The sequence below is a fragment of the Bacteroidota bacterium genome (assembly GCA_016706255.1).
GTDB lineage: Bacteria > Bacteroidota > Bacteroidia > Chitinophagales > BACL12 > UBA7236.
In genome coordinates this window covers 904,763-930,550 of record JADJJZ010000029.1, presented here as the reverse complement: position 1 = coordinate 930,550, position 25,788 = coordinate 904,763, and the positions used below count along the sequence as shown (strand labels likewise).

The 25,788-nt window shown below is 36.9% G+C and carries 20 protein-coding genes; 15 read left to right on the top strand and 5 right to left on the bottom strand.

Annotation, left to right across the window (positions count from 1 at the left end; translation table 11 throughout):
* Positions 1–686 precede the first annotated feature (686 nt).
* Both IPI65_21935 and IPI65_21930 read right to left on the bottom strand, forming a co-directional pair.
* Positions 687–2,279 (bottom strand): T9SS type A sorting domain-containing protein, encoded by a 1,593-nt coding sequence (locus IPI65_21935; protein ID MBK7444092.1) that lies wholly within the window; start codon positions 2,277–2,279, stop codon positions 687–689.
* A gap of 99 nt (positions 2,280–2,378) precedes the next feature.
* Positions 2,379–2,948: a thymidine kinase gene (locus IPI65_21930; protein MBK7444091.1), complete on the bottom strand. Its 570-nt coding sequence runs from the start codon at positions 2,946–2,948 to the stop codon at positions 2,379–2,381.
* Positions 2,949–3,017: 69 nt separating this feature from the next.
* On the opposite strand from IPI65_21930, the gene IPI65_21925 reads away from it, so the two are divergent.
* Positions 3,018–3,857: a hypothetical protein gene (locus IPI65_21925; GenBank protein MBK7444090.1), complete on the top strand. Its 840-nt coding sequence runs from the start codon at positions 3,018–3,020 to the stop codon at positions 3,855–3,857.
* Between the two features lie 5 nt (positions 3,858–3,862).
* Here the strand turns inward: IPI65_21925 and IPI65_21920 are convergent, their stop codons facing one another.
* Both IPI65_21920 and IPI65_21915 read right to left on the bottom strand, forming a co-directional pair.
* Positions 3,863–5,179, bottom strand: a complete 1,317-nt coding sequence (locus tag IPI65_21920) for a 3-deoxy-D-manno-octulosonic acid transferase (protein ID MBK7444089.1) — start codon at positions 5,177–5,179, stop codon at positions 3,863–3,865.
* Between the two features lie 2 nt (positions 5,180–5,181).
* Entirely contained in the window at positions 5,182–5,934 is a 753-nt protein-coding gene (locus IPI65_21915) for a hypothetical protein (GenBank protein ID MBK7444088.1), read from the bottom strand.
* 91 nt (positions 5,935–6,025) lie between these two features.
* On the opposite strand from IPI65_21915, the gene IPI65_21910 reads away from it, so the two are divergent.
* From IPI65_21910 to cysQ, 6 genes are read left to right on the top strand one after another with little or no spacing between them, the layout of a single operon-like run.
* On the top strand, positions 6,026–7,159 hold the full coding sequence (locus IPI65_21910) for a DegT/DnrJ/EryC1/StrS family aminotransferase (protein ID MBK7444087.1): 1,134 nt from the start codon (positions 6,026–6,028) through the stop codon (positions 7,157–7,159).
* A gap of 19 nt (positions 7,160–7,178) precedes the next feature.
* Positions 7,179–8,468, top strand: coding sequence for a nucleotide sugar dehydrogenase (locus IPI65_21905; GenBank protein ID MBK7444086.1), 1,290 nt, complete (start codon positions 7,179–7,181; stop codon positions 8,466–8,468).
* Positions 8,469–8,470: 2 nt separating this feature from the next.
* A complete protein-coding gene (rfbB, locus tag IPI65_21900) occupies positions 8,471–9,526 on the top strand; it encodes a dTDP-glucose 4,6-dehydratase (protein ID MBK7444085.1) in 1,056 nt (351 codons plus the stop codon).
* A 2-nt stretch (positions 9,527–9,528) separates the two neighbouring features.
* Positions 9,529–10,266 (top strand): hypothetical protein, encoded by a 738-nt coding sequence (locus IPI65_21895; protein ID MBK7444084.1) that lies wholly within the window; start codon positions 9,529–9,531, stop codon positions 10,264–10,266.
* A 19-nt stretch (positions 10,267–10,285) separates the two neighbouring features.
* Positions 10,286–10,849 (top strand): dTDP-4-dehydrorhamnose 3,5-epimerase, encoded by a 564-nt coding sequence (rfbC, locus tag IPI65_21890; GenBank protein MBK7444083.1) that lies wholly within the window; start codon positions 10,286–10,288, stop codon positions 10,847–10,849.
* 4 nt (positions 10,850–10,853) lie between these two features.
* Positions 10,854–12,497: a 3'(2'),5'-bisphosphate nucleotidase CysQ gene (cysQ, locus tag IPI65_21885; GenBank protein ID MBK7444082.1), complete on the top strand. Its 1,644-nt coding sequence runs from the start codon at positions 10,854–10,856 to the stop codon at positions 12,495–12,497.
* Here cysQ and IPI65_21880 read toward each other — a convergent pair.
* Entirely contained in the window at positions 12,475–16,059 is a 3,585-nt protein-coding gene (locus IPI65_21880) for a VCBS repeat-containing protein (protein ID MBK7444081.1), read from the bottom strand. The two genes, cysQ and IPI65_21880, sit on opposite strands and share 23 nt — an antisense overlap.
* Positions 16,060–16,256: 197 nt before the next feature.
* Between IPI65_21880 and IPI65_21875 the strand changes: the two genes are divergently transcribed.
* The 8 genes from IPI65_21875 (at position 16,257) to bshC (ending at position 25,717) form a co-directional block, all read left to right on the top strand.
* The gene (locus tag IPI65_21875) at positions 16,257–19,241 is read left to right on the top strand and encodes a glycosyl hydrolase (GenBank protein MBK7444080.1); all 2,985 of its coding nucleotides are present in this window, start codon (positions 16,257–16,259) and stop codon (positions 19,239–19,241) included.
* Positions 19,242–19,345: 104 nt separating this feature from the next.
* Positions 19,346–20,902: a TonB family protein gene (locus IPI65_21870; protein ID MBK7444079.1), complete on the top strand. Its 1,557-nt coding sequence runs from the start codon at positions 19,346–19,348 to the stop codon at positions 20,900–20,902.
* Positions 20,903–21,041: 139 nt separating this feature from the next.
* Entirely contained in the window at positions 21,042–21,284 is a 243-nt protein-coding gene (locus IPI65_21865) for a 50S ribosomal protein L28 (protein ID MBK7444078.1), read from the top strand.
* 11 nt (positions 21,285–21,295) lie between these two features.
* A complete protein-coding gene (rpmG, locus tag IPI65_21860; protein ID MBK7444077.1) occupies positions 21,296–21,484 on the top strand; it encodes a 50S ribosomal protein L33 in 189 nt (62 codons plus the stop codon).
* Between the two features lie 17 nt (positions 21,485–21,501).
* Positions 21,502–21,684 (top strand): DUF4295 domain-containing protein, encoded by a 183-nt coding sequence (locus tag IPI65_21855; GenBank protein MBK7444076.1) that lies wholly within the window; start codon positions 21,502–21,504, stop codon positions 21,682–21,684.
* A gap of 132 nt (positions 21,685–21,816) precedes the next feature.
* On the top strand, positions 21,817–22,767 hold the full coding sequence (gene ftsY, locus IPI65_21850) for a signal recognition particle-docking protein FtsY (protein MBK7444075.1): 951 nt from the start codon (positions 21,817–21,819) through the stop codon (positions 22,765–22,767).
* 23 nt (positions 22,768–22,790) lie between these two features.
* A complete protein-coding gene (rimO, locus tag IPI65_21845) occupies positions 22,791–24,101 on the top strand; it encodes a 30S ribosomal protein S12 methylthiotransferase RimO (protein ID MBK7444074.1) in 1,311 nt (436 codons plus the stop codon).
* Positions 24,102–24,124: 23 nt separating this feature from the next.
* Positions 24,125–25,717, top strand: coding sequence for a bacillithiol biosynthesis cysteine-adding enzyme BshC (bshC, locus tag IPI65_21840; GenBank protein ID MBK7444073.1), 1,593 nt, complete (start codon positions 24,125–24,127; stop codon positions 25,715–25,717).
* The last annotated feature ends 71 nt before the right edge of the window (positions 25,718–25,788 follow it).

Below are 25,788 nucleotides of genomic sequence, written 5' to 3'. Positions count from 1 at the left end.
ATAATGAGAGCTGAAACGTAGGCTTGTTTACTATTCAACTTAATCAAATCGGTCGGGAGACTCCACGACAACATCAGCACCAACTCCAACACCAACAAACAATTTGAATAAGCGCAACAATTGTCCTTACTTGACAAAAACCAGCTCCAGCGGAGCGAAAGAATGGTAACAGGCACAACCAGAGACGAAACACAAAGCTCTGTAGGAGCGAAAGAATGGTAGAAGGGCATTCCAGCGACGATAAACAAAGCTCCGTAGGTGCGAAAGAATGGTTCTGAAAAGGTACATTGTTGGGGAAAAATGCGCTGCTACATTTCGGGTGATCAACAATGTGCCAAAACTCAAAAATTTCAATACCTGCCTAAGGCTTCACATTCCTAATGGCGGATGAAATACTTGGATGCAGATGCGGTAGGAGCAGAAATTAACCGATACCTAAGGCTGAACCTCCCCCCCAAAAAATACCCCAACTGCGAGTTTACTATAAATGGGAATGTGGTTTCCCTAATGTGATTTATACGAATTTAGGGAGGAAATTATAGCTCACAAAAGGCGCTCAAAAATGTATATCTGTTTGAAAATGAACTATTTACATTTCCAAAAACACTAAAATTATAGCTAGGCCGCACATAAAAAAAACCTCCCGGAAACTCCGGAAGGTTTATATAATTTAGGTTGCAGACTAATTATTCTACAATAAAGTTGCGGATAGTAGATTGGTTTCCACTAGCAACGCGAGCCATATAAACACCTGCAGGTAAAGCGCTGATGTCGATAGCATTGTTATAATTAGTTGTAACACCTGTATTAATTGTATTCAGCACTTGTCCCGCCATATTCACGATAGTGATAGTAGCTTCCTGAGGTGTTCCGAACGTTAAGTTCATGTTTAACACATCATCAGCAGGGTTAGGGAAGATGCTCATTGACGTTAAGTTTTCAATTTCGTTGATATCAACGCAATAGTCAACGGCAACGTTTTTACAATAATCGAAAGCAGATCCACCGTAGTCAACCGCTAAACACACATTGTAAGTACCCGGAATGAGGTAAGTGTGAACAGGGTTGCGATCAAAACTTACGTTACCATCACCGAATTCCCAGTAGTAGGTAGCATCATCAGGAACGGCAGCAAAATTGCTAAGGTCCTGGAAGTTTTTAGTTAAGCTAGTACAAGGTGAAGGTGTTGTTGCAAGGAAGTTTACGCCTTTAGGAGCAACATACCAGTCGATATAACCGTGTTCGAAAGCAAAGGCATCAACATAAGCGTAAGTGCTGATGTAGTAACCATTCCAGTTGCCCGGAGAGAGGTCGTAACGCACTTCTGTGCTTGCAAAACCATCGTGATTTTCGGTATATTCAGACCATGAAGCAGGAGAGCTTTCCAGGATTTCTTCGTTACATAATAACCAGAAACGGTTTAACGGATTGCTAACTGCCAGCGGAGGGTCAGAAAAGTCGAGTAATGTATCACCTAAGCTATAAGGCTGTCCAGGAATGAACTGGAAAGCGATACCTAAATAGTGGTCAGGTGAGTTTTTAGCGATGGTATAGTCGATAGCAAGTGCTTTAGAAGCAACACTGGTGCTAGCGGTATCGGCATCGTTTAAAAGGATGGTGTATTCGGTTAATGTTCCGTTTGGTTTGTTTGTAGCAGAAAGGTATTTTGATAATACGATACTGATGTCAACACCTTCTTCGAAATCGCCGCTCGCATCGTTATCGAAGTAAAAACCTTCAGCATAACAAGTTGAGTTTGGAGCTAATAAATACACTTTTAATGTATCGGTATAACCGGTAGTTGGGCGATCGTAGAAATAATAGAAACGAACTGAGTCGATATCAAATGCATGATCTTCGTTAAACCAGTCAGAAGCATCACCAATTACTGTAAAGTTATCATCCACAAAATCAGAAACGAAGTCTGAAATAGGGTCAAACATATGCACGTAACCATGTCCGTACCAATAGAAGTCTTCACCTGTTCCGGTTACAACATATCCTGATGAATCGGGCCATAAAGGCAGCGCAGCAAGATTTTCGAGTGCCCAGCCGTTAAAAGCATAATCCACGGCATCAGAGTAATTTAACCAATAATAAGTCAGAGCGCGGTCGCCGGCATCTACTGCAGGTTTAGCAACATCACTTTTCACAATGGTTTTAGCATCGCGAATAAGGTCGTTGCCCTGTATAGCTGCACCTTGATAATTTAGAGGAGCTTGTGCATGCAAAGCTGTAACGATTATCAAACAGACAATAAGTAAAAAATTTTTTTTCATAGCTGTTCTTTTGTTGAATTGTTTAATTTCATTACAAATATAGTTATTTGTAGCGGGATTTGGTCATTAAACTGTAAGTTAACGCAGTTTGAACAGAGTTTAACTTTCTTTAAGATAACAATTGCGACAGCGGGGTTCGTATTCATTTTTTTCGCCGAGTAAAACCTGTGCATCGTTTTGAACTTTGCGATAAGAATAGGATGCTATATTTCCGCATTGCATGCAGATGGCGTGTACTTTTGTGATATAATCGGCAATGGCCAGCAGTTCGGGCATGGGGCCAAAAGGTTTACCGCGAAAATCCATATCGAGGCCGGCAACAATTACGCGAATACCTTTTTGCGCAAGTTTTTCACATACTTCAACAATATTGGCGTCAAAAAACTGTGCCTCGTCGATGCCCACCACATCTACATCTTCCGACATTAACAAAATATTGAGGGAGCTTACAACGGGTGTACTTTGGATGAGGGTTTCGTCGTGGGAAACGATGTTTTGTGCGTCGTAACGGGTGTCAACAGCGGGTTTAAAGATTTCGACTTTTAAATTGGCAATACGTGCGCGTTTGAGCCGCCGGATTAACTCCTCGGTTTTTCCTGAAAACATGGAACCGCAGATTACTTCAATCCATCCACGGCGTTCTCCTTTTAGATGCGGTTCAATAAACATACATTTGTACTTAAAATATTTTCGGCACGAAATTACGTTTTACTAATTGGTCAAAACTACATATTTGAAATGGATACTAAAATAACTGAGATTGAAATTCTGCTGGATAAGCTGAATTTATTATTCACATCGGTAAAAAATGATGGTGAAATTGATAAGGTTGAGATGGAATTACTGAAAAAGTATACACAACAGTTATATGATAAAGTGCATGGTGTAAGTAATCAAAAAATGCCCGAGCCGGTGAAAATACCTGTGGTAAAAACTGAAATGCCGGAGCCAATTATAGAAAAAACCGAAAAACCGGTTGAACATATAATTCCACCTGTTGAAAAGCCGATGCCGGAAATTAAACCGATTGAAAAACATATTCCGGAAATAATAGAACAAATAAAAATTACACCTGAGGTTATTGAACCTCCGGTTGTAAAAAAAGAAATTCCGCCTGTTGAAGAAATAGTAGTGCCACCGATAGTTAAAGTGGAAGAAAAGCCAATAATTAAAAAAGAGGAACCTGTTGTTGAACAAAAACAAACTGTTCAGCCACCTGCTTCCGGTAACGAGAAAAAACCATTTGTTCGGGTGAGTGATGATGAGGATGAAGAAGCGGGTTCAGGTTTAAGCAATAAATTAAACAGAGATAAAAAAACACTTGCCGATAAACTCACTTCATCGAAAGGTAAAGACCTGAAATCGATAATTGATTTAAACGAAAAACTTTATTTTGTAAGTAAAATGTTTAAAGGTGATAAAGAAGGGTACGAGCATGCAATTAAGTCGATAAATAATATGCAGGATGTTGCAGAATTTAATCGTTACTTACAATCAACACTTATTCCAAAATATCAGTGGACAGATGAAGAAGCAATTGAACGATTTACAGAAGTGATACACCAAAAATTTGTATAAGGTATTTATACAATTGTATTGATATAGCGCACAACTGTTTCGGTTCCGCCAAGATGTGATTGGATAAATTTTTCTGCATCACTTCCTGCTCCGGTATAAATAAACTTAAATTGATTCATCAGATTTATTCTGTTTAATAAATCGTCGTCGCTCCTGATTACCAATGCAGCATTGGTGTTAACCAAGCCAACTGCTTCATCAAATTTTTTGTAGTTAGGGCCTATAATCAGTGGTTTGCCATAAACGGCAGCTTCTAATGTGTTGTGAATTCCTTTATTAAATCCACCACCAATATAATTTACATCTGCATATTGATATAATGCATTTAACATACCGATGCTGTCGATGATAAGCACTCGTTTACCAATTAAATCGGCTTCGGTTGCTTTATTTAATTCGGAATAAATAAGCGCATATTTTTTAAAACGTTTTATTGTTTTACGCATGCTCCTTTTATCAATATTATGCGGAACAACAACAATTTTGAAATTGTTATACACCAGCGAATGATAAAAAGCGCGTGCTAATATTTTTTCATCGCGCGGCCAGGTACTGCCTGCTATAATTACATTATGATTTGCAGTAAAGGTGGCAATTTCGGGATATTGTTTTGCTTCTTTAGCAACAGCAAAAACGCGGTCATAACGGGTATCAAATCCGATTTGTGCATTGGTGATTTTAATTTTATTCAACAACTGCAGCGAACTTTCATTTTGCACAAATAGGTAAGTAAATTTTTTCAGCATCGATTTGTGTAAACGTCCGAACCAACGGAAAAACAATTGTTTTTTTCTAAAAATGGCAGATATTAAAATTACCGGAATCTGTTTTTTATTTAAAGTATTGAGATAATGATACCAAAATTCATATTTTACAAAAACAGCTAAATCGGGTTTTATGGTTTCGATAAATTTTGCGGCGTTTGCGGCATTGTCGGCGGGCAAATAGGTAACCACATCAGCAAATGGATAATTTTTGCGGACTTCATACCCGGATGGAGAATAAAAACTTAATACGATGGTATGTTCGGGATGTTCTTTTTTGAGTTGTTCTATAACAGGTCTTCCTTGTTCAAATTCGCCTAATGAAGCGCAATGAAACCAAACTGTTTTTCCTGTTTTTGCAGGAAGTTGGTTTGAAAGATTGGTAAATAAGTTTTTTCGGCCATTCACCCACAACTTTGCTTTCGGATTAAACGGAGCTGCGAGTTTGATTCCTAAATGGTAAAGTGTGGTTATAATATTATAATACAATACCTGAAAGAGTAATAGCGAAACAAGTCCGGCCAAGCCCACAACAAAAACAATAGCTACAATCTTCATAATTAATACGTATAAAATTTACTTCGGGGTTGTTTAAATACTGGGAGGTTCCAGGTGAGTTTCAGGTTGAGCATCATATCGAACCGGGCTGCATCATCTGTTAGTCCGGTATCGTAATTAATGGTGCGGCGGTTTTGGGTAAAAGCTTCTAAAACTTCAATTCCACCTCTGAAATTCACAAAATATTTGTTGCTGAACATATAATAACCTACATATTGGCTTAACATGAGTCCGTTCGACATACGGTCATAACCTTTGCGATATTCCGGTGTAAGCTGGGGAACGGCGGCTTCGTCGATATAAATCCAGATGCGATGTTGCATAAATCCGACACCACCCATAAAAGCGAGGCCTGAATTGGGGTTAATAGACCAGATATTGGTGATTTTACCCACCTCAAACTTAAAATTCACGCCACTTTCCCATAAAATAGGGTCATATTGTAATCCATCGATGCCAATGATATAACCGGCTTCGTTGCGCAAATTGTTTAAAATCGTGTCTTCCTTAACATCGCTGCCATACATAAAGGCGCCGTTGATGCCGTACAGCCAGTTTCCGGCGGTTTTATACTGATATCCGCCACCAACAATAGCATGCAGGCCAAAACGGTCGGAAAGGTCGCCTACAGGCATACCAACACCGAGGTCTACCTGAATAATACTGGCTGCAACAGAGCTGTCGTTCAGGTTAAGCTGGGCGTTTAAACTCCCGAAGGAGGCGCAAAAAAGAATAACAAACAGGAAGTTTCTCATAAGAAAACGGGCAAATTTACAAAGAATGACGAATTTGTAAACACCTTCACTGTGGTTTAAATATCTTTGCAACCTGAAATTTGACAAAGGAATGAGAAAAATACAGATGGTTGACCTGAGCACACAGTATCAACAAATTAAACAGGATGTAGATAACGGAATCCAGCAGGTAATCGATACCACTCAATTTATCAATGGCACCGCAACCAAAAATTTTGCTGCGGCGCTCGGCAATTACCTTCAGGTAAAACATATGATGCCTTGTGCAAATGGCACCGATGCATTACAAATTGCCCTGATGGCATTAAATTTAAATGAAGGGGATGAGGTAATTACCATTCCGTTCACCTTTGTAGCAACCGTTGAAGTTGTAGCCTTATTAAAATTAAAACCTGTTTTTGTTGACGTTGACCCGAATACATTTAATATTGATGTAAATGCAATTGAATCGAAAATTACATCTAAAACTAAAGTGATTATTCCCGTGCATTTATTCGGTCAAAGTGCGGATATGGAAAAAATAATGGCCATTGCAGCAAAACATAATTTAATTGTAATTGAAGATAATGCGCAGGCTATAGGTTGTGATTATACATTTAGTAATGGCAAGACACAAAAAACAGGCTCAATAGGACATATCGGCACTACATCATTTTATCCGACAAAAAATTTAGGTGCTTATGGTGATGGTGGCGCATTATTTACCAATGATGATGATATCGCTAATAAAATTAAAATTATTTGCGACCATGGTTCTGCAAAAAAATATTATTATGATTCTATTGGTGTAAATTCTCGTTTAGACAGTATGCAGGCTGCAATTTTAAATGCAAAGTTGCCGCATCTCGATACTTATAATCAGAAACGTCAAGCCGCTGCGGCGCAATATGATGATTTATTAAAAGATATTCCCGGCATTCAGATTCCGGAACGTGCAGCAAATTCAACACATGTTTTTCATCAGTATACAATTCGTGTAAAATCAAATCGCGACGGATTAAAAGACCATTTGCAAACTTTAGGCATTCCGGCAATGATTTATTATCCTGTTCCATTACACATGAGTGATGCTTATCGCAGTTATGGATATCAGACAGGTGATTTTCCGGTGAGCGAACAAATTTCGCACGAAGTATTATCGTTGCCAATGCATACTGAACTGGATGCTGAACAAATTCAATTTATTTGTGAAGCAATTAAATCTTATGTTGCCATTCCGGCTTAAAACATAAAATAATTTACAGATGTTCCAATTGCTGAGTCAGAAAACCACTAAAATTTCCGTAATCGGTTTAGGTTATGTGGGTTTACCTATTGCACTTGAATTCGGCAGAAATTTTTCGGTTGTTGGTTTTGATATTAAAGCGGAACGTGTTAAAAGTTTGCAAAATTTTACTGACCCCGATGGTGAAGTAGACCGCAGTGCATTTCAAAATACGAATGTTTTATTTACATCGAATCCTGCTGATTTAACCAATTGCAGTTTTCATATAATTGCTGTGCCAACACCTGTTGATGAACATAAAGTTCCGGATTTAAGTCATTTGGAATCTGCTACAGCACTAGTTGCCAAAATTTTAAAACCTGGCGATTATGTTGTGTATGAATCAACTGTTTTTCCGGGATGTACAGAAGAAATTTGTTTGCCAATTTTAGAATCGGTTTCAGGATTAAAATTAAATATTGATTTTAAATTGGGTTATTCGCCCGAACGCATAAATCCGGGCGATACACAATATACCTTGCGCAATGTCGTTAAAATTGTTTCCGGCTCAGATGATGAATCGTTAAATCAAATTTCGGCAATTTATGCCTCTATTGTGCAACCGGGTGTATACCGTGCATCATCCATTAAAGTGGCAGAGGCAGCGAAAATTTTAGAAAACACCCAACGTGATCTCAATATTGCGTTGATGAACGAGTTGTCGCTGATTCTGGATAAAATGCAGGTAAATACCTATGAAGTGATAGAAGCAGCAGGAACAAAATGGAATTTTCATAAATATTATCCCGGATTGGTTGGTGGGCATTGTATAGGTGTAGACCCGTATTATCTCACGTATAAATCGATGGAGCTGGGTTATGAACCTTATGTGATTTTAAGTGGGAGGAAGGTAAATGATAATATGGCATTTTATATTGCACGCAGATGTATGCAAAAGTTAATTGCCGCTGGAAAAAATTTATCTACTTCTAAAATCCTGGTAATGGGATTAACATTTAAGGAAAATGTAAACGATATCAGAAATTCGAAAGTTGCAGATTTGGTGCATGAATTAAAATCGTTTGGTTTACATGTAGATGTAACCGACCCCAAAGCTGATAATAAAGAAACTTTTAAAGAATACGGTTTTGAATTAACAACAGTTAACGGAACACATTATGATGCCATTATTTTAGCTGTTCCTCACAAGGAATACATGCATCTGGATGAAGATTATTTTTGTTCCATTGCCAACGAACATTGTTTATTTATTGATATAAAAGGGGTGTTCAGAAAAAGAATTTCCCGATTAAATTACTGGAGTTTATAACTATGAAAAAAAATATTCTGATTACCGGAGGCGCCGGATTTATTGGCTCGCATGTTGTGCGGTTATTTGTAAATAAATATCCTGATTACCATATCGTAAACATGGATAATTTAACCTATGCCGGAAATTTAAATAATTTGACGGATGTGGAAAATGCTTCCAATTATGAATTTGTGAAAGCTGATATTGTAGATGGTAATGCTATGATATCCATTTTTGAACAATATCAGTTTGAAAAAGTAATTCACCTTGCTGCTGAAAGTCATGTTGACAGAAGTATTGCCAATCCGATTGCGTTTGTTATGACTAATGTGGTGGGTACTTGCAATTTATTAAATGCTGCACGCCATATCTGGAAAGATAACATGGAAGGTAAATTATTTTATCACGTGTCTACCGATGAGGTTTATGGCAGCCTTGGCGAAACCGGATTTTTTACCGAATCTACTTCGTATGACCCGCACAGTCCTTACTCCGCAAGTAAAGCCAGCAGCGACCATTTTGTTCGCGCTTATCACGATACCTATAAATTACCTGTGGTAATATCCAATTGCAGTAATAATTACGGTTCTTATCAGTTTCCGGAAAAATTAATTCCGCTTGCAATAAATAATATTAAAAACAACAAACCCATTCCTGTTTACGGTAAAGGAGAAAATGTGCGTGACTGGCTTTGGGTAGAGGATCATGCTCGTGCAATTGATACCATTTTACACAAAGGCGCAATTGGTGCTACTTATAATATTGGCGGATTTAATGAGTGGAAAAATATTGATTTAATTCACGTGTTATGTAAAGTAATGGATGAAAAACTCGGTCGTGAGCCGGGAACTTCTGCTAAATTAATTACTTACGTAACAGACCGCGCTGGACACGATTTAAGATATGCTATTGATGCAGGTAAATTAAATAAAGAATTAGGCTGGGAGCCATCTTTACAATTTGAAGAAGGCATTTCTAAAACAGTGGATTGGTATCTCGCCAATGAGGCATGGTTAAATAATGTAACCAGCGGCGATTATAAAAAATATTACGATAATCAATACGCAGCACGGTAATCATGTGGTTGTCGTTGTTCAGTAAATTATTTTCAAAACCGGAACTGCTGGATTTTTCGGTATTACAAACCGATATGCATTCGCATTTTGTTCCCGGTATCGACGATGGCGCAAAAGATACTGAAAGCACTAAAAATATGTTGGCCGGTTTAAAGGCATTAGGCTTTAGTAAATTTATCACCACACCGCATATCATGCCTGATGTTTATGAAAATAAAGAAGCAACAATTGAACAACTAACCGCACAATTAAATGCAACGTTAAACACTAATATTATTGCTGCAGGTGAATATTATATCGACGCATCTTTTTTGAACAAAATAAAAAACGATGAACATTTATTAACCTTCGGCGAAAATCATATTCTTATAGAAGTGAGTATGGGTATGAAAGAGACTTTACTGGATGCTGTTATTTTTGAACTAACCACACGTAAATACAAACCCATTTTAGCCCATGTTGAACGTTACGTTTATATGTTTGATCAAGGGAAACTTGATTATTATCAGCAATTAAAAGATGCAGATGTGTTGTTGCAGGTGAATATTCGTTCATTTTTAGGTCAATATGGCGAAATGCCAAAAAAAATTGCCCGTAAACTGGCAGTTAATAATATGATTGATTATCTGGGAACAGATTTGCATAATGAAGCACAACTGCCCATGATAAAAGATGCTTTAAATGATGCTTACATTCAAAATTTATTAAAAGGTAATACACTTAAAAACAATTTGTTATAAACCCAAACTAAACAACAATATGCCATTTATTGATACACCCATAGCAGGATTATTTGTATTTGAACCTAAAATATTTGAAGATGCGCGTGGGTATTTTTTCGAATCATTTAATGCAAATACCTTCGCAGAAAAAAATATAAATACCAACTTTGTTCAGGATAACCAAAGTAAATCAACTTATGGTGTTTTGAGAGGTTTGCATTATCAACTAGCTCCTTTTGCGCAAGCGAAACTGGTTCGTGTAATCAGCGGCGAAGTGTTAGATGTGGCTGTTGATATTCGCCAATATTCACCAACCTACGGTCAACATTTCAGTGTTGTTTTATCTGCTGAAAATAAAAAACAATTATATATTCCGAGAGGTTTTGCGCATGGGTTTGTGGTATTAAGTGAAACAGCAGAGTTTTTTTATAAATGCGACAATTATTACAGCAAAGAACATGATGCAGGCATTCGTTTCGATGATCCTGCTTTAAATATTGATTGGATGTTGGGGGCAGATGCTATTTTGGTGAGTGAAAAAGACAATCATTTGCCAAATTTTGCTGAGGCGAAAAATAATTTTATAGCGTTAGAAAAATAATACGATGAGAATACTTGTTACAGGATCGAAAGGGCAGTTAGGAAATGAAATCAGGGTTTTAAGTAAACAATTTCCGGGACCGGAATATGTTTTTGTAGATGTTGATGAATTGGATATTACTGATAATAATGCGGTTCAACAGTTTTTTGCAAAATATAAATTTGATATCTGCATTAATTGTGCTGCTTATACAGCTGTTGACAAGGCAGAAAGCGACGCCACCATGGCACAGAAAATAAATGTAACCGGTGTGGAATATCTCGCTAATGCTTGTCAGAAAAATGATGCGGTATTATTCCATATCTCCACCGATTTTGTTTTTGATGGCAGTGCAACAGCACCAATTGAAATTGATGCTCCGGTGGCACCGATATCTGTTTACGGACAAACAAAAGCAGAAGGTGAATACAGGGCTTTGTCGCTGAACAAAAAAACTATTTTAATCAGAACCAGTTGGGTATATAGTTTTTTTGGAAACAATTTTGTTAAAACCATGATTCGCCTCGGCAAAGAAAAACCGGAGTTGGGTGTTGTAGATGATCAGGTGGGTTGTCCTACTTATGCAGCTGATCTGGCTATGGTAATTTTTGAATTTATTGGCAGACTGGAGCAGGTTGAATATGGTATTTATCATTTTTCGAACGCAGGTGTAACTTCTTGGTGCGGTTTTGCTACTAAAATAATGGAATTATATGGTTTGCCTTGTAAGGTTAATCCTATCGCTACCAGCCAGTATCCTACGCCCGCGCAGCGACCAAAATACTCAGTTTTAAATTGTAATAAAACCATACAAACATTAAATATTTCAATCCCACATTGGGAAACTGCATTATCACAATGCATTCAACTATTAAAACAACAGGAAATGTTAGAACAGATTGACGTTAAAAAAATTATTGCCATTGCTGAAGAGGCAGGAAAAGAAATTATGAAAATTTATGATACTGATGATTTTGCAGTAACAGATAAAAGTGATAATTCACCATTAACAAAAGCAGATAAAGCAGGTAATGCAGTAATTGTTGCTGCTTTAAAAAATACCTACCCTGAAATTCCGATTATCAGTGAAGAAAATAAAATGATAGAATATGCAGACCGCAAAGACTGGAATTATTTCTGGTTAGTGGATCCGCTGGATGGCACTAAAGAATTCATCAAAAAAAACGGAGAATTTACAGTTAACATCGCTTTAATTCGCAATGGCAAACCGGTATTAGGTGTTGTTGGCATTCCGGCAAAAAATCAAATGTATTATGCAGTTGAAAATAAAGGTGCCTATAAAATTGATGAACATGGCGTAGAAACAAAATTATATGTGAATGAAGCAAAGCAAGATGAAATTGCGCTTATTGGTTCACGTTCACATCCATCACCGGAATTTGATGCATATTTAAAAGATATGGAAGGTAAATATGCCACAGTTAATTTTGTCCCTGCAGGTAGTTCACTTAAGTTTTGTTTGGTTGCAGAAGGAAAAGCTGATGTTTACCCGCGTTTAGGCCCAACCATGGAATGGGATACTGCTGCCGGACATGCTTTGGTTTTAGAAGCAGGTGCAAGAGTTAAAGTTTATGGTCAGGATGGCGACCTTAAATACAATAAGGAAAGTTTGCTGAATCCGTTTTTTATAGTGGAAAGAGCGAATTAAGTATTTCCTGCTTTTCACCTTTATTGGTGTAAAAAGTAATGGATCGTATATCAGGAGTGATGATTACAACGCGGGATGATTCCGAGTAATAACCACTTCCGGTATACGATTCTTTTTTGTACTGTTTTCCATTTTTATAATTTACCTCGTAATACACAACATCATTTCCAGGCACAATACATTTTGCATTATTCCATGTGTACACATGCGATTTACCGCTGTTAATACCACCTGCAATAATCGAAGGCACTGAACCACAATTAATCAGTGCCATACTTCTGGCATCACCATCGCTCCAATACCCGCTATTGATACTTCTAACTGCCTTAAATGTGTTATCTCCATTTCCGGTTAGCAATAAACCGGTTCCTGCATCATGTCGCATCATGATAATATCAGTTTGATAATAATTGCCATGACATAAAATATCAAGATTACCATCGCTATTAAAGTCAGCAATAACACTTCCCATTAAAACCGACATTTGCGCTTCTGTTGGCAATGGTAATAATTCAAATTTTCCTTTGCCATTATTCTGTAAAATACAACTTCTGAATTCGTAGGCGTATTTGTGAATTGCCTGCTCCAATGCCTCACCAAAAATATCAGTAATTGTTGCTTTTCCATACCAGTCCCACGAAGGCATTTTTTTTCGGTATCCCGGAATTTGTTCCAACAACCTTTCCCGCAATTGCACAGGATATAAATTATCGTGCTGATAATAAGCCAACACTAAATCCTGATTTCCACTTTGATCAAAATCGTATAAAAAGGCTTCCATTGGTAAGTTTTGGCCGTTTTTTTCTGATTGAGTATTGATATATCTTCGGTTAGTTCCGAAATTGCCAAGCAGATAATCGGTATCACCATCATTATCAAAATCGCCACCATTTATACTTTGCCACCAGCCATCTGTTTGTTTAAGCGATTGTTCATTTTTAATATTTTCGAAATTAGTACCGGTATTTTTTAAAATGGTCACCGGCATCCAGTCCCCACAAATAATTAAATCCATTAAATGATCATTATCAAAATCGGTCCATAAGGCAGCAGTTACCATTCCGATATCTTTTAAATCAGGAGCAATCGAGTTGGATACATCAGTAAAAATGCCTTTGTTATTTTGTAAAATAAAACTTGAAACCGGATGTAAATACGCGCCGGGAAATTGCCTTCCGCCAACAAATAAATCTAAATCACCATCCTGATCATAATCGCAGGCCTGAATACATGATTTAGGGATGTTTATTTTAGGTAAACGATTTTGCGTTTCTGCAAATATACCACTGCCATTATTTATAAATAATTTATCCTGATAAGCGGAACTGTTTGCCTGAGATTCATTACCACCTGAACTTAAATACAAATCATTGTCACCATCATTGTCTGCATCAAAAAATAATGCCCCGCCATCATCCTGAATTTGTTTTTGGATGGGCAATTGATTTCCGGATAAAACAAAATGTTGTGGCTTATCCTGTAAAAATAGTTTACCCGGATTTCCAACACTACCGCCATAAAAAACATCATCCAGTTTATTGCCATCTATATCTCCAACTGCAATACAGGGGCCTGAAATACTCATTTTATGCGGCAATAAAAATTCTCTCAAAAAATCATCGTAATCGTTTTCAATATGGGTGTAATTTAAACCGGAGGAATTTGTAATATCGGTAAATAATACTGGTAATGGTTTACCAACAGGTATTTGATTAGGTAAAGCATTTTTGTGATCAATAGTAATTACCTGATTTGCTGTAATATTTTGTAACACATGTTGTTTCCTATCCGGCCATTCCACTTCAATTCTGTCTACCTGCGCATTTTTACCAATACCAAAATGTATAATATGTTCGCCGGTTGAAATATAACCGCGGGTATTTGTTTGCTGTACATATTGCATGCTGTCACCACAATATATTTTCACCTTGGCACCAATACCATTTAAATTTTTCGCATACCCAATTAAATTAATGCGGAGGTAATTGTTATTTGATACTTTTTCACTGTTGTTGCGATATAAAAATGGATTGTCATTTGCATTGGAGCAAACCACATCCATATCGCCATCCAAATCAAAATCGGCAGATGCTGCACCGTAAGATACTGAAGGTACGTAAATACCCCAATTATCCCTTTCGTCGGTAAAGGTTAAATCACCATTATTTTTATAAATAAAATTCGGATGATTGAGCACATTTCGTGGAAGAGCATTAATTAATTCATAATAAACTGTGCTATCGTCTATTCTGCATGCTCTTCTTAATTTGCTATATGTTTCAGTTTCGTCAATCGCAAAATCCTGCAAATAACCTGTCGAAACAAATAAATCTTTTAATCCGTCGTTATCAAAATCGGTAAAGAATGGACTCCATGCCCAATCGGTAACACCTACACCTGCCGTGCGTGCCAGTTCGGAGAAAGTACCATTACCATTATTTAATTTCAGTGAATTACCGTGTTTCTGATAACCATAACCGGCATTTACCAGCGCACGAACAACCTCAATTTGACTTGATACCTGAAATGTTTTATAGGTATAATTTTCTTCCATTTCAATATCTGCATTATATATATCGAGATAGCCGTCGTTATTCATATCAGCAATATCTACACCCATAGAACTTACATCATGACGTTTAATTGCTGTAAGTGAAACATCTTTAAATGTGCCATCACCGTTGTTGAGATATAAAAAATCGTACATCCCGAAATCGTTCGCTACATAAATATCCTGAAACCCATCATTATTAATATCACCAACCGAACATCCCAAACCAAATCCATGATTGTTTATTCCTGCTTCAATATGTACATCTGTAAACGTATTATCACCATTATTCCTAAATAATTTATTGCTGAGATTTTGATGCGTTTCAATTTTCTGGAAATAAATTGTTTTAAACTTATTAATAAAATCCATGGGATGGGTAACCAGATACATATCCAGATCGCCATCATTGTCATAATCAAAAAAGTTTGCTGTGGAGCAGGTAGTGGCATCATCTAAACCATATTGTTTTCCGGCTTCCGTAAAGGTGAGATTTCCATTATTAATATATAGTTTATTTCTGCGTTGTTCCGGGTCTTCTCTTCTGGTATTACAAATATAAATATCAATAAAACCGTCACCATTCACGTCAGCAACGGTAGAACCGGAAGTCCATTCAAATTCCGCTTTGGTAATGCCGCTTTTTTCTGTAACATCTTCAAATTTTAAATTTCCTTTATTTAAAAATAAACGATGCGGCACATGAACGCCGGTAAAAAAAATATCGGGCAATCCATCATTGTTAAAATCGGCAATATTTACACTGCCACCATTGTAAACAAAAACATAACGCCAGTAATTATCTTCGTAATTATCAGGTATGGTATTCATAAATTCCAACCCCGTCGATTTTGCTGTTAATACATCAAATAACTTCCCCGAATTGCCATCAGTTTGAACAATTCTGTTTTCATCCAGCACCACACTGCTGCGCATATCCTGGTCTTCCACTTTAAAAAAATGACAACTGCTTAAGGTGATTACAGTTAGTATGAAAGATATTTTATGCATAGTATTCGGGGTTAAAGCGTGGTTTAAGTTACGGAGATTTATTTTTATCATCCAAATAAATTGCAAAAAAAACCGCAATTTGTGACATGTTAAATTCACGTAAATTTTGTATTATTCATTAAAATTTTGTGACTTCGCATTTCATTTCAGTCCGTTCATCCCTATTTTTATGTTTTATTTAGTGCAAACCAGATCATATGAAAAAGAATTTCTTGTTATTAAGTGCCGTTTTATGGGCGTTTACAGCCTTTAGCCAGACGGAAACGGTTCCTGTGGATACGGCATTGGCCAAACCCGAACCTATAAATGAACGCGTTCAGGGCATACAAAAACGCAAAGCTTTAGAATCGGCTTCTTTGGTTAAAAACCTGAGTTTCACCAATATAGGACCTACCATTATGAGCGGTCGTGTGACAGACTTAGAAGTGAATCCCAAGGATGCAACAAAATTTTATGTAGCATATGCCAGTGGCGGACTTTGGTATACAGATAACAACGGACAGTCGTTTAGACCCATTTTTGATAATGAAGATGTAATTACGATTGGTGACATTGCAGTTGACTGGACGAATAATATTATTTGGGTTGGAACAGGTGAGGTAAACAGTTCCCGTTCGAGTTATGCCGGCATTGGCGTATATAAATCGGAAGACGGTGGTAAAACATGGATATATTGTGGTTTACCTGAATCACAACATATCGGACGAATTGTTATAAATCCAAGAAATCCGGAAAACGTTTTTGTTGCGGTGCTCGGTCATTTATATTCACCAAATGCAGAACGTGGTATTTATAAAACCATTGATGGCGGAAAAACATGGAAACAAACATTATTTATTGATGATAATACCGGCGCTGCAGATTTAATTATGGATCCGAATGTGCCTGATTTTTTATATGCAACAACATGGCATCGCGAACGCCGTGCATGGAATTTTGTAGAAGGCGGTAGTACATCTGATATTTATAAATCGGTAGATGCCGGAGAAACCTGGCAATTATTATCTACCGGAAATTCAGGATTCCCTTCAGGTAATTTAGGTAGAATTGGTATTACAGTTGCACCTGCACACAATAATATTGTATATGCTGTTGTAGATAATCAAAATCCGAAAGAACAGGACCCTGCTTTGCGTGAACGTGAACTGGATACTTCTGATTTTAATCTCGATAGTTTGAAAATTATTACAGTTGCAAAATTTGCCACTTTAGATGATGCCAGACTTACTCAATTTTTAAAAGATAATAAATTCCCTGAAGAATATACTTCCGCTTCTATTAAAGCTAAAGTAGCTTCGTTTGAATATGCGCCAACTGTATTAACCGATTATTTAAATGATGGTGGTTATATATTTAATTTGCCAATAAAAGGTTGTGAAGTTTACCGCAGTGATGATGGTGGAACAAGTTGGTATAAAACACATGAAGGTTACCTGGACGGCGCCTTTTTTACTTATGGATATTATTTCGCAACAATTAAAGTAAGTCCCAAAAACGATAATAAAATACTCGTATCAGCATTTAATGCTTTGTTGAGTGAAGATGGCGGTAAAACGTTTAAAAATATTGATGGTGCAAATGTACATCCTGACCATCATGCAGCATATTTTGATCCTGCAAACGATAAACATCTTATTGTTGGAAATGATGGCGGCGTAAATATCACTTACGATAATGGTACGAACTGGTTTTTAGCTAATAACCCTGCTGTTGGTCAGTTTTATTCAGTTACCGTTGATAATGCAACACCATATAATGTATACGGTGGTTTACAGGATAATGGTGTATGGTTCGGGCCTTCCGATTATGAGAGCAGTAATTATTGGTTAGCAAGCGGTAAATATCCTTACCAGGCTATTTATGGTGGTGATGGAATGCAGGTGCAGGTAGATAAGCGTGATAATACAACCGTGTATACCGGATATCAGTTTGGTTATTATGCAAGAGTAAATAAAAATACCGGGCAAGAAGAACTTGGTATTCGCCCGACACATAAATTTGGTGAATTACCGTTGCGTTATAATTGGCAAACACCAATATTATTAAGTCGCCACAATCAGGATATTTTATATTACGGAAGTAATAAATTTCATCGTTCAATGATGAATGGTGAAAATATGGAAACGTTAAGTGGCGATTTAACCAATGGTAAAAAAACAGGTGATGTACCATACGGTACAATAACTACAATTGCGGAATCACCAAAACGTTTTGGATTATTATATTGCGGTACAGATGATGGTAACGTTTGGGTAAGTAAAGATGGTGGATACTCATGGACCAAAATAAATGTATTTATTAAAAAAGAATTACCACCTGTAAAAAGTAAAACACCGCCACCGGTATTTAATGCAGTGCCTGATGGTTTGTGGGTGAGCAGAGTTACCGCCAGTTACCACAATGAAGGAACTGTTTATGTATCATTAAACGGGTATCGTTATGATAATTTTTTACCATATTTATATGTGAGTACCGATTACGGTGCAACATGGGCTGAAATAGGAAAGGACCTTCCATCTGAACCAATTAATGTTGTGAAAGAAGATCCTAAAAATCCGAATGTAATTTATGTTGGAACAGATAACGGATTATATGTTTCAATTAATGGGGGTAAAAATTTTATGACGTTTTCAGGAAATTTACCTCGTGTAGCAGTACATGATATTGCTATTCAGGAACGCGATAATGAAATGGTAATTGCCACACATGGCAGAAGTTTATACAAAGTAAAATTAGATGAAGTTCAGGCATTGGATTTTATCAGCAATAAAGAAATTCATGTATTTAAACCTGAACAATTTATGTATGATGAAAATGCCGGCAAACAATTTAATGTATTCGATAAACCTTATGAGCCGGTTTTTCAGTTTCCGTATTATGTAAAAAATGCAGGTACCACAACAATTACGATTGCAACAATAGACGGAACTGTTATTAATGAGTTTACGGATAACAGTGAAGCCGGATTAAATTATTTATCATATGCCTTAACCTTTGATCCGAAATATAAAGCAGCTTATGAAGAATATTTAAACGGCTTACCGGTAGATGGTTATCGTGAAGTTGCGAATATTAAAGCTGCCGACAATAAAATGTATTATCTCTTACCCGGAAAATACATCATTAAATTTACAGCAGAAAGTTTAACCACAGTGCAGGAAAACTTTGAAATAATAAAGTAAAAAATCACATTATACTATTCAGACGCTACATTTCGTTTTAGGGATGTAGCGTTTTTTTTATGGAATAACCCCAGGCGCTGCATCTATATCCTAAATTACTCCTTATGCAAAAGTTACTACCAACGTATTTTTTTGCAGCGCTTACGCTTTGTATGGCCGCCTGCAGCAACAATGAACCCGATGAATCACCATCCGTTACCGCTGCTATCCCAATAAGCACAACGGTTTCATCTGCAACAGATACAACCAAATTACAAAGAAATTCTACATTGGAAATCATTCCTGTAGAACAATTTGATGATGAGGAATATGTAAGTATAATGCCAGTTCCCGAGTGCCCACCCCCTTGTAACCCACCAGCAGATATTCAACCACCATTAACATTGTGGGAAATACTAAACGAAAATGCACCGAAACCACAAAAGTATTCGGTGAACAGTAATTCAACGAAAAAAATAAAATGCCTGCAGGGAACTGAAATTAATATTCCTGAAAATGCTTTTACCACAAATGGGACTGATGTATATAATGGTGAATTAACTTTTGCAGTTACGGAGTATTATTCAATGGCAGATATCCTAATGGCGAAATTACATACCCTTGCCGATTCAGGTATTTTGGAATCAGGTGGTATGGTATATTTGGAGGCATACGCAGGTGATAAAGAACTGGAATTAATGCCGGGTAAAACTGTCGGAATAAAATTTGTTGAGGCTAAAGAAGGAATGGGCATTTTTTATTTGAAAGAAACAGATAGTAATTCGGTGTGGTATGCAGATAATAATACCACCATTTCCGATGTACAAGTGGATGAACAAACTTCAATGTTTGAGGGCGGAAATATTGCGTATTATAATTATCTAAATTCGAAAATGCAATATCCTGATTTAACCAAAAACCCGACGTTGACTGGTACGGTTATGATATCTTGTTTGATTGATACAAATGGAAAAGTTACCAATGCCGCAATTCAGAAAAGTCTGCATCCTGCATATGATTCAATTGCTTTGAAAGCAGTTGCTGAAATGCCAAATTGGAATCCTGCGATTAGGAATGGTAAAGCATCACCTTCTGAAGTTGTATTACCTATTGCTTTTGATGCCACGGATATGGCATTGGTTGGGGATACAAAAAGCGATAAAAAATTTAAAAGAAAAAACAAGGTGGATATCACCGATGAAATGTATCAGGGTGTTTATACACCCGGTGATTCAATTGTTCAAATCAGAAATACAATTGTAGAATTAACAACCACTGCCACCGGTTTACAGGTATATGAAAATAAGGTTATGACAACTGCGGGACTGGGCTATGTAAATTGCGACAGATATATCAATAACGGCGTTCCAAATACAAATGTTTTGGTTAATTTACCTAAAGGTGGTGAAACTCAATTATCACTAATTGTTAATGATGCCCGGATTGTTATTCCGGGGTTAGTTCTACAACAGGGTAGCGGAAAGATATACGGCGTTGATAAAAACCTGGAATGCACCCTTTTTGTAATTCGCATGGATGCAGGACAGTTATCGTATTGCCTCCAGCCGGTAATTACGGGTTCTTTAAAACCGATTGAAGTGGTGTTAACCGACATTGCACCGGGGCAATTTGACGAATTGGTGGAAAAAATTAACGCCGGGCAAAACCTCACAGTACGTTAGTTATCAAGGCTTTGGAGGCTGGATTTTGGCCTCCGGCATGGCTATCAGGGGTTATAAACACCGAATATTCAGTAAAATCGGCGATTTTTTTGGGTTTTTCAGTAAAACATCCGATATTTGCACTCTCATTTTAAAGAACATGGCAAGAGTTTGTGATTTAACCGGCAAAAAAACGATTAGCGGAAACAACGTTTCTCACTCTAATCGTAAGACACGCCGCAAGTTTTACCCGAATTTGCAGGTAAAACGTTTTTATATTCCTGAGGAAGACCGTTGGGTAACTTTGAAGGTAGCCACTACTACCATGAAGACTATCAACAAAAAAGGTATCAGTGCATACCTTAAAGAATTGCGTCAAGCAGGTAAAACCATTAAAATTTAAATAGCTGAACAATGGCAAAGAAGAGTAAAGGCAACCGGATCCAGGTAATTCTGGAGTGCACCGAACAAAAAAATACGGATGTTCCGGGCATTAGCCGCTATATCACGACCAAAAGCCGTCGTAATACACCGGATAGAATCGAAATGAAAAAATACAACCCGAACTTGAAAAAAGTAACGGTTCACAAAGAAATTAAATAACCCTTAAGCAATAAACAATGGGAAAAATATCAAAAAACGCCCGTGTATCGGGTGGTAATAAAGCAAAAGTTGCCGGTGGTGGAAAAGAAATGGTAAAAGTAATTGTTACCGAAAAATCACCTAAAACCGGTGCTTATATCTTCAAAGAACGTATTGTACACAAAGACAAAGTGCAAGACGTACTTAAAGGTAACGCCTAATTGAACCAAAAAATCTTTGAAAAGCTTCTATCAACGTAGAGGCTTTTTTTGTGTCTGATACCAAAGGCAAAATAACCGCTGTGTCAACGCAAACCTTTAACTTTGAACACTTTTTAACGCAAGCAACCCAATATGGGATTATTCGACATCTTTAAGAAAGAACAAAAAGAAGACCTGAATAAAGGTCTGGAAAAAACTAAACAAAGTATTTTCTCCCGCATAACGAAAGCAATTGCAGGAAAAAGCCGAGTGGACGATGATTTTCTCGATGAATTGGAAAATATCCTCATTTCATCGGATGTTGGCGTGGATACAACGGTGAAAATAATCGACCGCCTGAATAAACGTGTTTCCAGAGATAAATACTTTGGTTCCGATGAATTAAATACAATTCTGAAAGAAGAAATTGTAGCATTATTATCTGAAAACAATACCCCCGATTACACCGAATTTTCAGTGCCGAATAACACCAAACCTTATATCGTATTAATAGTAGGCGTGAATGGCGTTGGTAAAACAACAACCATCGGTAAACTTGCTTATCAGTTTAAACAGGCAGGCAAAAAAGTATTATTGGGTGCAGCAGATACGTTTCGTGCCGCCGCGGTCGACCAGCTTACTATTTGGTCGGAAAGGGTAGATGTGCCTATCATTAAACAGCAAATGGGTGCTGACCCTGCAGCAGTTGCTTTTGATACTGTTAATGCGGCCAAATCGTATGATGCTGATGTTGTGTTAATTGACACTGCCGGTAGATTACATAATAAAGTAAATCTGATGAACGAATTATCTAAAATTAAACGGGTAATTCAAAAAGTATATCCTGATGCACCGCATGATGTTTTGTTGGTGTTAGATGCGTCAACAGGCCAAAATGCATTTGAACAGGCCAAACAATTTACTGCGGCAACCGATGTTACTTCAATTGCACTTACCAAATTAGATGGCACCGCTAAAGGTGGTGTTGTATTGGGAATTGCAGACCAGTTTAAAATTCCGGTTAAATATATAGGTGTTGGTGAAAAAATGCACCAGCTCCAGGTATTTAATAAATCGGAATTTGTTAATGCACTGTTTAATTAATTTAGCGCTACTATTTCTAAAAATTGAAAGCAAGAACCTTAAAAAAAGATAAAGTAAATATTGTAACACTGGGTTGCAGTAAAAATACCGTAGACAGCGAGGTATTACTTTCTCAATTGCGTGCAAATGATGTTGAAGCTCATCATCAGCGTGAAAAGGATGATTGTAATATTATTATTGTAAATACCTGCGGATTTATTGATAATGCAAAAGAAGAATCTATAAATACCATTTTAAATTATGCTGATGCAAAGGCAAATGGTGAAATAGAAAAATTATATGTTACCGGCTGTTTGAGTCATCGATATATGGATGAACTGCAACTCGAAATTCCGGAAGTGGATGCCTGGTTTGGTACTTTGGATTTACCAAAAATGCTGCAAAAATTTAATGCTGATTATAAACATGAATTAATTGGCGAACGCAGCATCAGCACGCCTTCACATTATGCTTACCTGAAAATATCGGAAGGTTGCAACCGCACCTGTTCTTTTTGTGCCATTCCGTTAATGCGTGGTAATCATATTTCAAAATCGATGGAAGATATTATTAAAGAAGCAAAATTTCTCGCTTCCATTGGTGTTAAAGAAATCATGCTGATTGCACAGGAATTAACATATTATGGTTTAGATATTTATAAAAAACGTGCTTTAGCAGATTTATTATTTGCTTTAGATGAAGTAGAAGGAATAGAATGGATACGTTTACATTATGCTTATCCTTCAAAATTCCCTATGGAAATAATTGAGGCGATAAAAAATTGTAAACATGTTTGTAAATATCTGGATATGCCATTGCAACATGCCAGCAATAATATGCTGAAGGCAATGAACAGGCAAATTACCAGAGAAGAAACAACAGCGTTAATTCAAGATATTCGAAAATCAATTCCCGAAATTGGTTTACGCACTACAATGTTAGTTGGGTTCCCGGGAGAAACAGAGGAAGATATTGAAGAGTTAATAGCCTTCGTGGAAGAAATGCGCTTTGAACGCTTAGGTGTGTTTACTTATTCGCATGAAGAAGGCACCAGTGGATATTTATTGGAAGATACCTTAAGTGCAGAAGAAAAGGCTCAACGTGCAAGTCGCGTAATGGAAGTGCAGCAACAAATTTCCTTCGACAAAAATCAGGAGAAAATAGGCAAGATTTTTAAAGTGCTGATTGATGCAAAGGAAGGTGGTAATTTTATCGGTAGAACCGAATTTGACTCACCTGAAGTGGATAATGAAGTGCTGATTGATGCTTCAAAACATTATCTTCGTATTGGCGACTTTGCCAATGTAAAAATTACCCGCGCCGAAGATTTCGACCTTTTTGGTGAACCGGTGTAATAATAATTGCGTTCACAATCAACATGCAAAAGAAATCCATCTCGTTTTCGCAAACAGGACAGTTCAGTAGAATAATTACTGATTATCTCAACAATGAAAATGTATTAACCCCTTTTTATACCTGGAAGCAGGATATCAGCGAATTTGATGCTATTATTCCAGGTAAAGCTGCTGAAAATATTGATAGAAAATTATTAACTGCAGAATTACATCAACAGTATCAAGGTTTAACAGACAACGATTTAGTGAATGCCAATATTCTGGCACTGCAAGATGAAAATACATTTTGTGTTGTTACTGCTCATCAGTTAAATATTTTTGGCGGACCATTATATATTGTATATAAAACGCTTTCGGTAATTAAATTGTGTTCTACTTTATCAGAAAAATATCCTGATAAAAAATTTGTTCCCATGTTTTGGTTGGGCAGTGAGGATCATGATTTCGAGGAAATAAATCATGTTAAAGTTTTTGGAAAAAATTATACCTGGAACGATGGTCAGAAAGGCGCTACAGGGCAATTTAATACAGCAGGCATATCAACTGTTACTAATGAATTATTTGCTGCTTTTGGCAACGGACCTTTTGTTGATGAACTGAAAAAAATATTCACAGAAGCTTATCTCAACAATAAAACGCTTGCAGATGCTACGCGTATAATTTTGCATAATCTTTTCGCACGGTTTGGATTAGTGGTTATAGATGGCGCTGCTACTGCATTTAAAGCTGCTTGTTCAGAAATTATTTTGGAAGAATTAATCCACCAAACTGCTGAAAAAATTGTAAATGAAACCTTACAAAATTTACCTTATCCGCCACAGGCGAAACCAAGAAATATCAATTTATTTTATTTAAGTGATAATGTCAGAGAGCGTATTGTTTACAATGCCTCAAATCAGGTTTATGAAGTGGTAAATAGTGATATTGTTTTTACGGAAGCGGCATTGCGTGAAGAAGTGAAACTGTATCCTGAACGTTTTAGTCCGAACGTAATTTTACGCCCCTTATTTCAACAAAAAATATTACCTGCTATCGCATTTATTGGCGGCGCAGGAGAAATTGCCTACTGGCTGCAGTTAAAAAATCTATTCGCACATTTTAATATCCAATTTCCGATGTTATTGCAACGCGATTCATTTGTTTTGGTTGATGCTGCAACAAATAAAAAGTTGCAAAAATTGCAACTCGACGCCATCGATTTTTTTGCAGATGAACAAGCCTTAATTGCAGGTTATGTAAAAAATAACTCGGGACAAGAATTATCCATTGAAGCCGAAAAAAAGGAAATGGATGCAATTTTTGAGGGCCTTTTGAAAAAAGCTGTAAGTATAGATTCCACGCTCGATAAGGCTGTTTTGGCTGAAAAGCAAGCTGTTTTAAATGCCATTGCTAAGCTCGAATCCAAATTATTAAAGGCAGAAAAGGTTAAAATGGAAGTCCAAATTGGCCAGATAACAGCAATTCGAGCCAAATTATTACCTGAGGGTGGTATGCAGGAGCGTTCGGAAAACTTCATCTCCTGGTATCTCAAAATGGGGCCGGCTTTTATCGATACCCTGCTTTCGTTCACGGAACAACCGGCGCAAACAGTTACACTACTGGTTTTCGAGGAATAATTTACTAATTTTTGTGTTGTCACAAATTTCATTATTTTTAAACTGTTTTTCAGCTTGAATGATTGAAATTT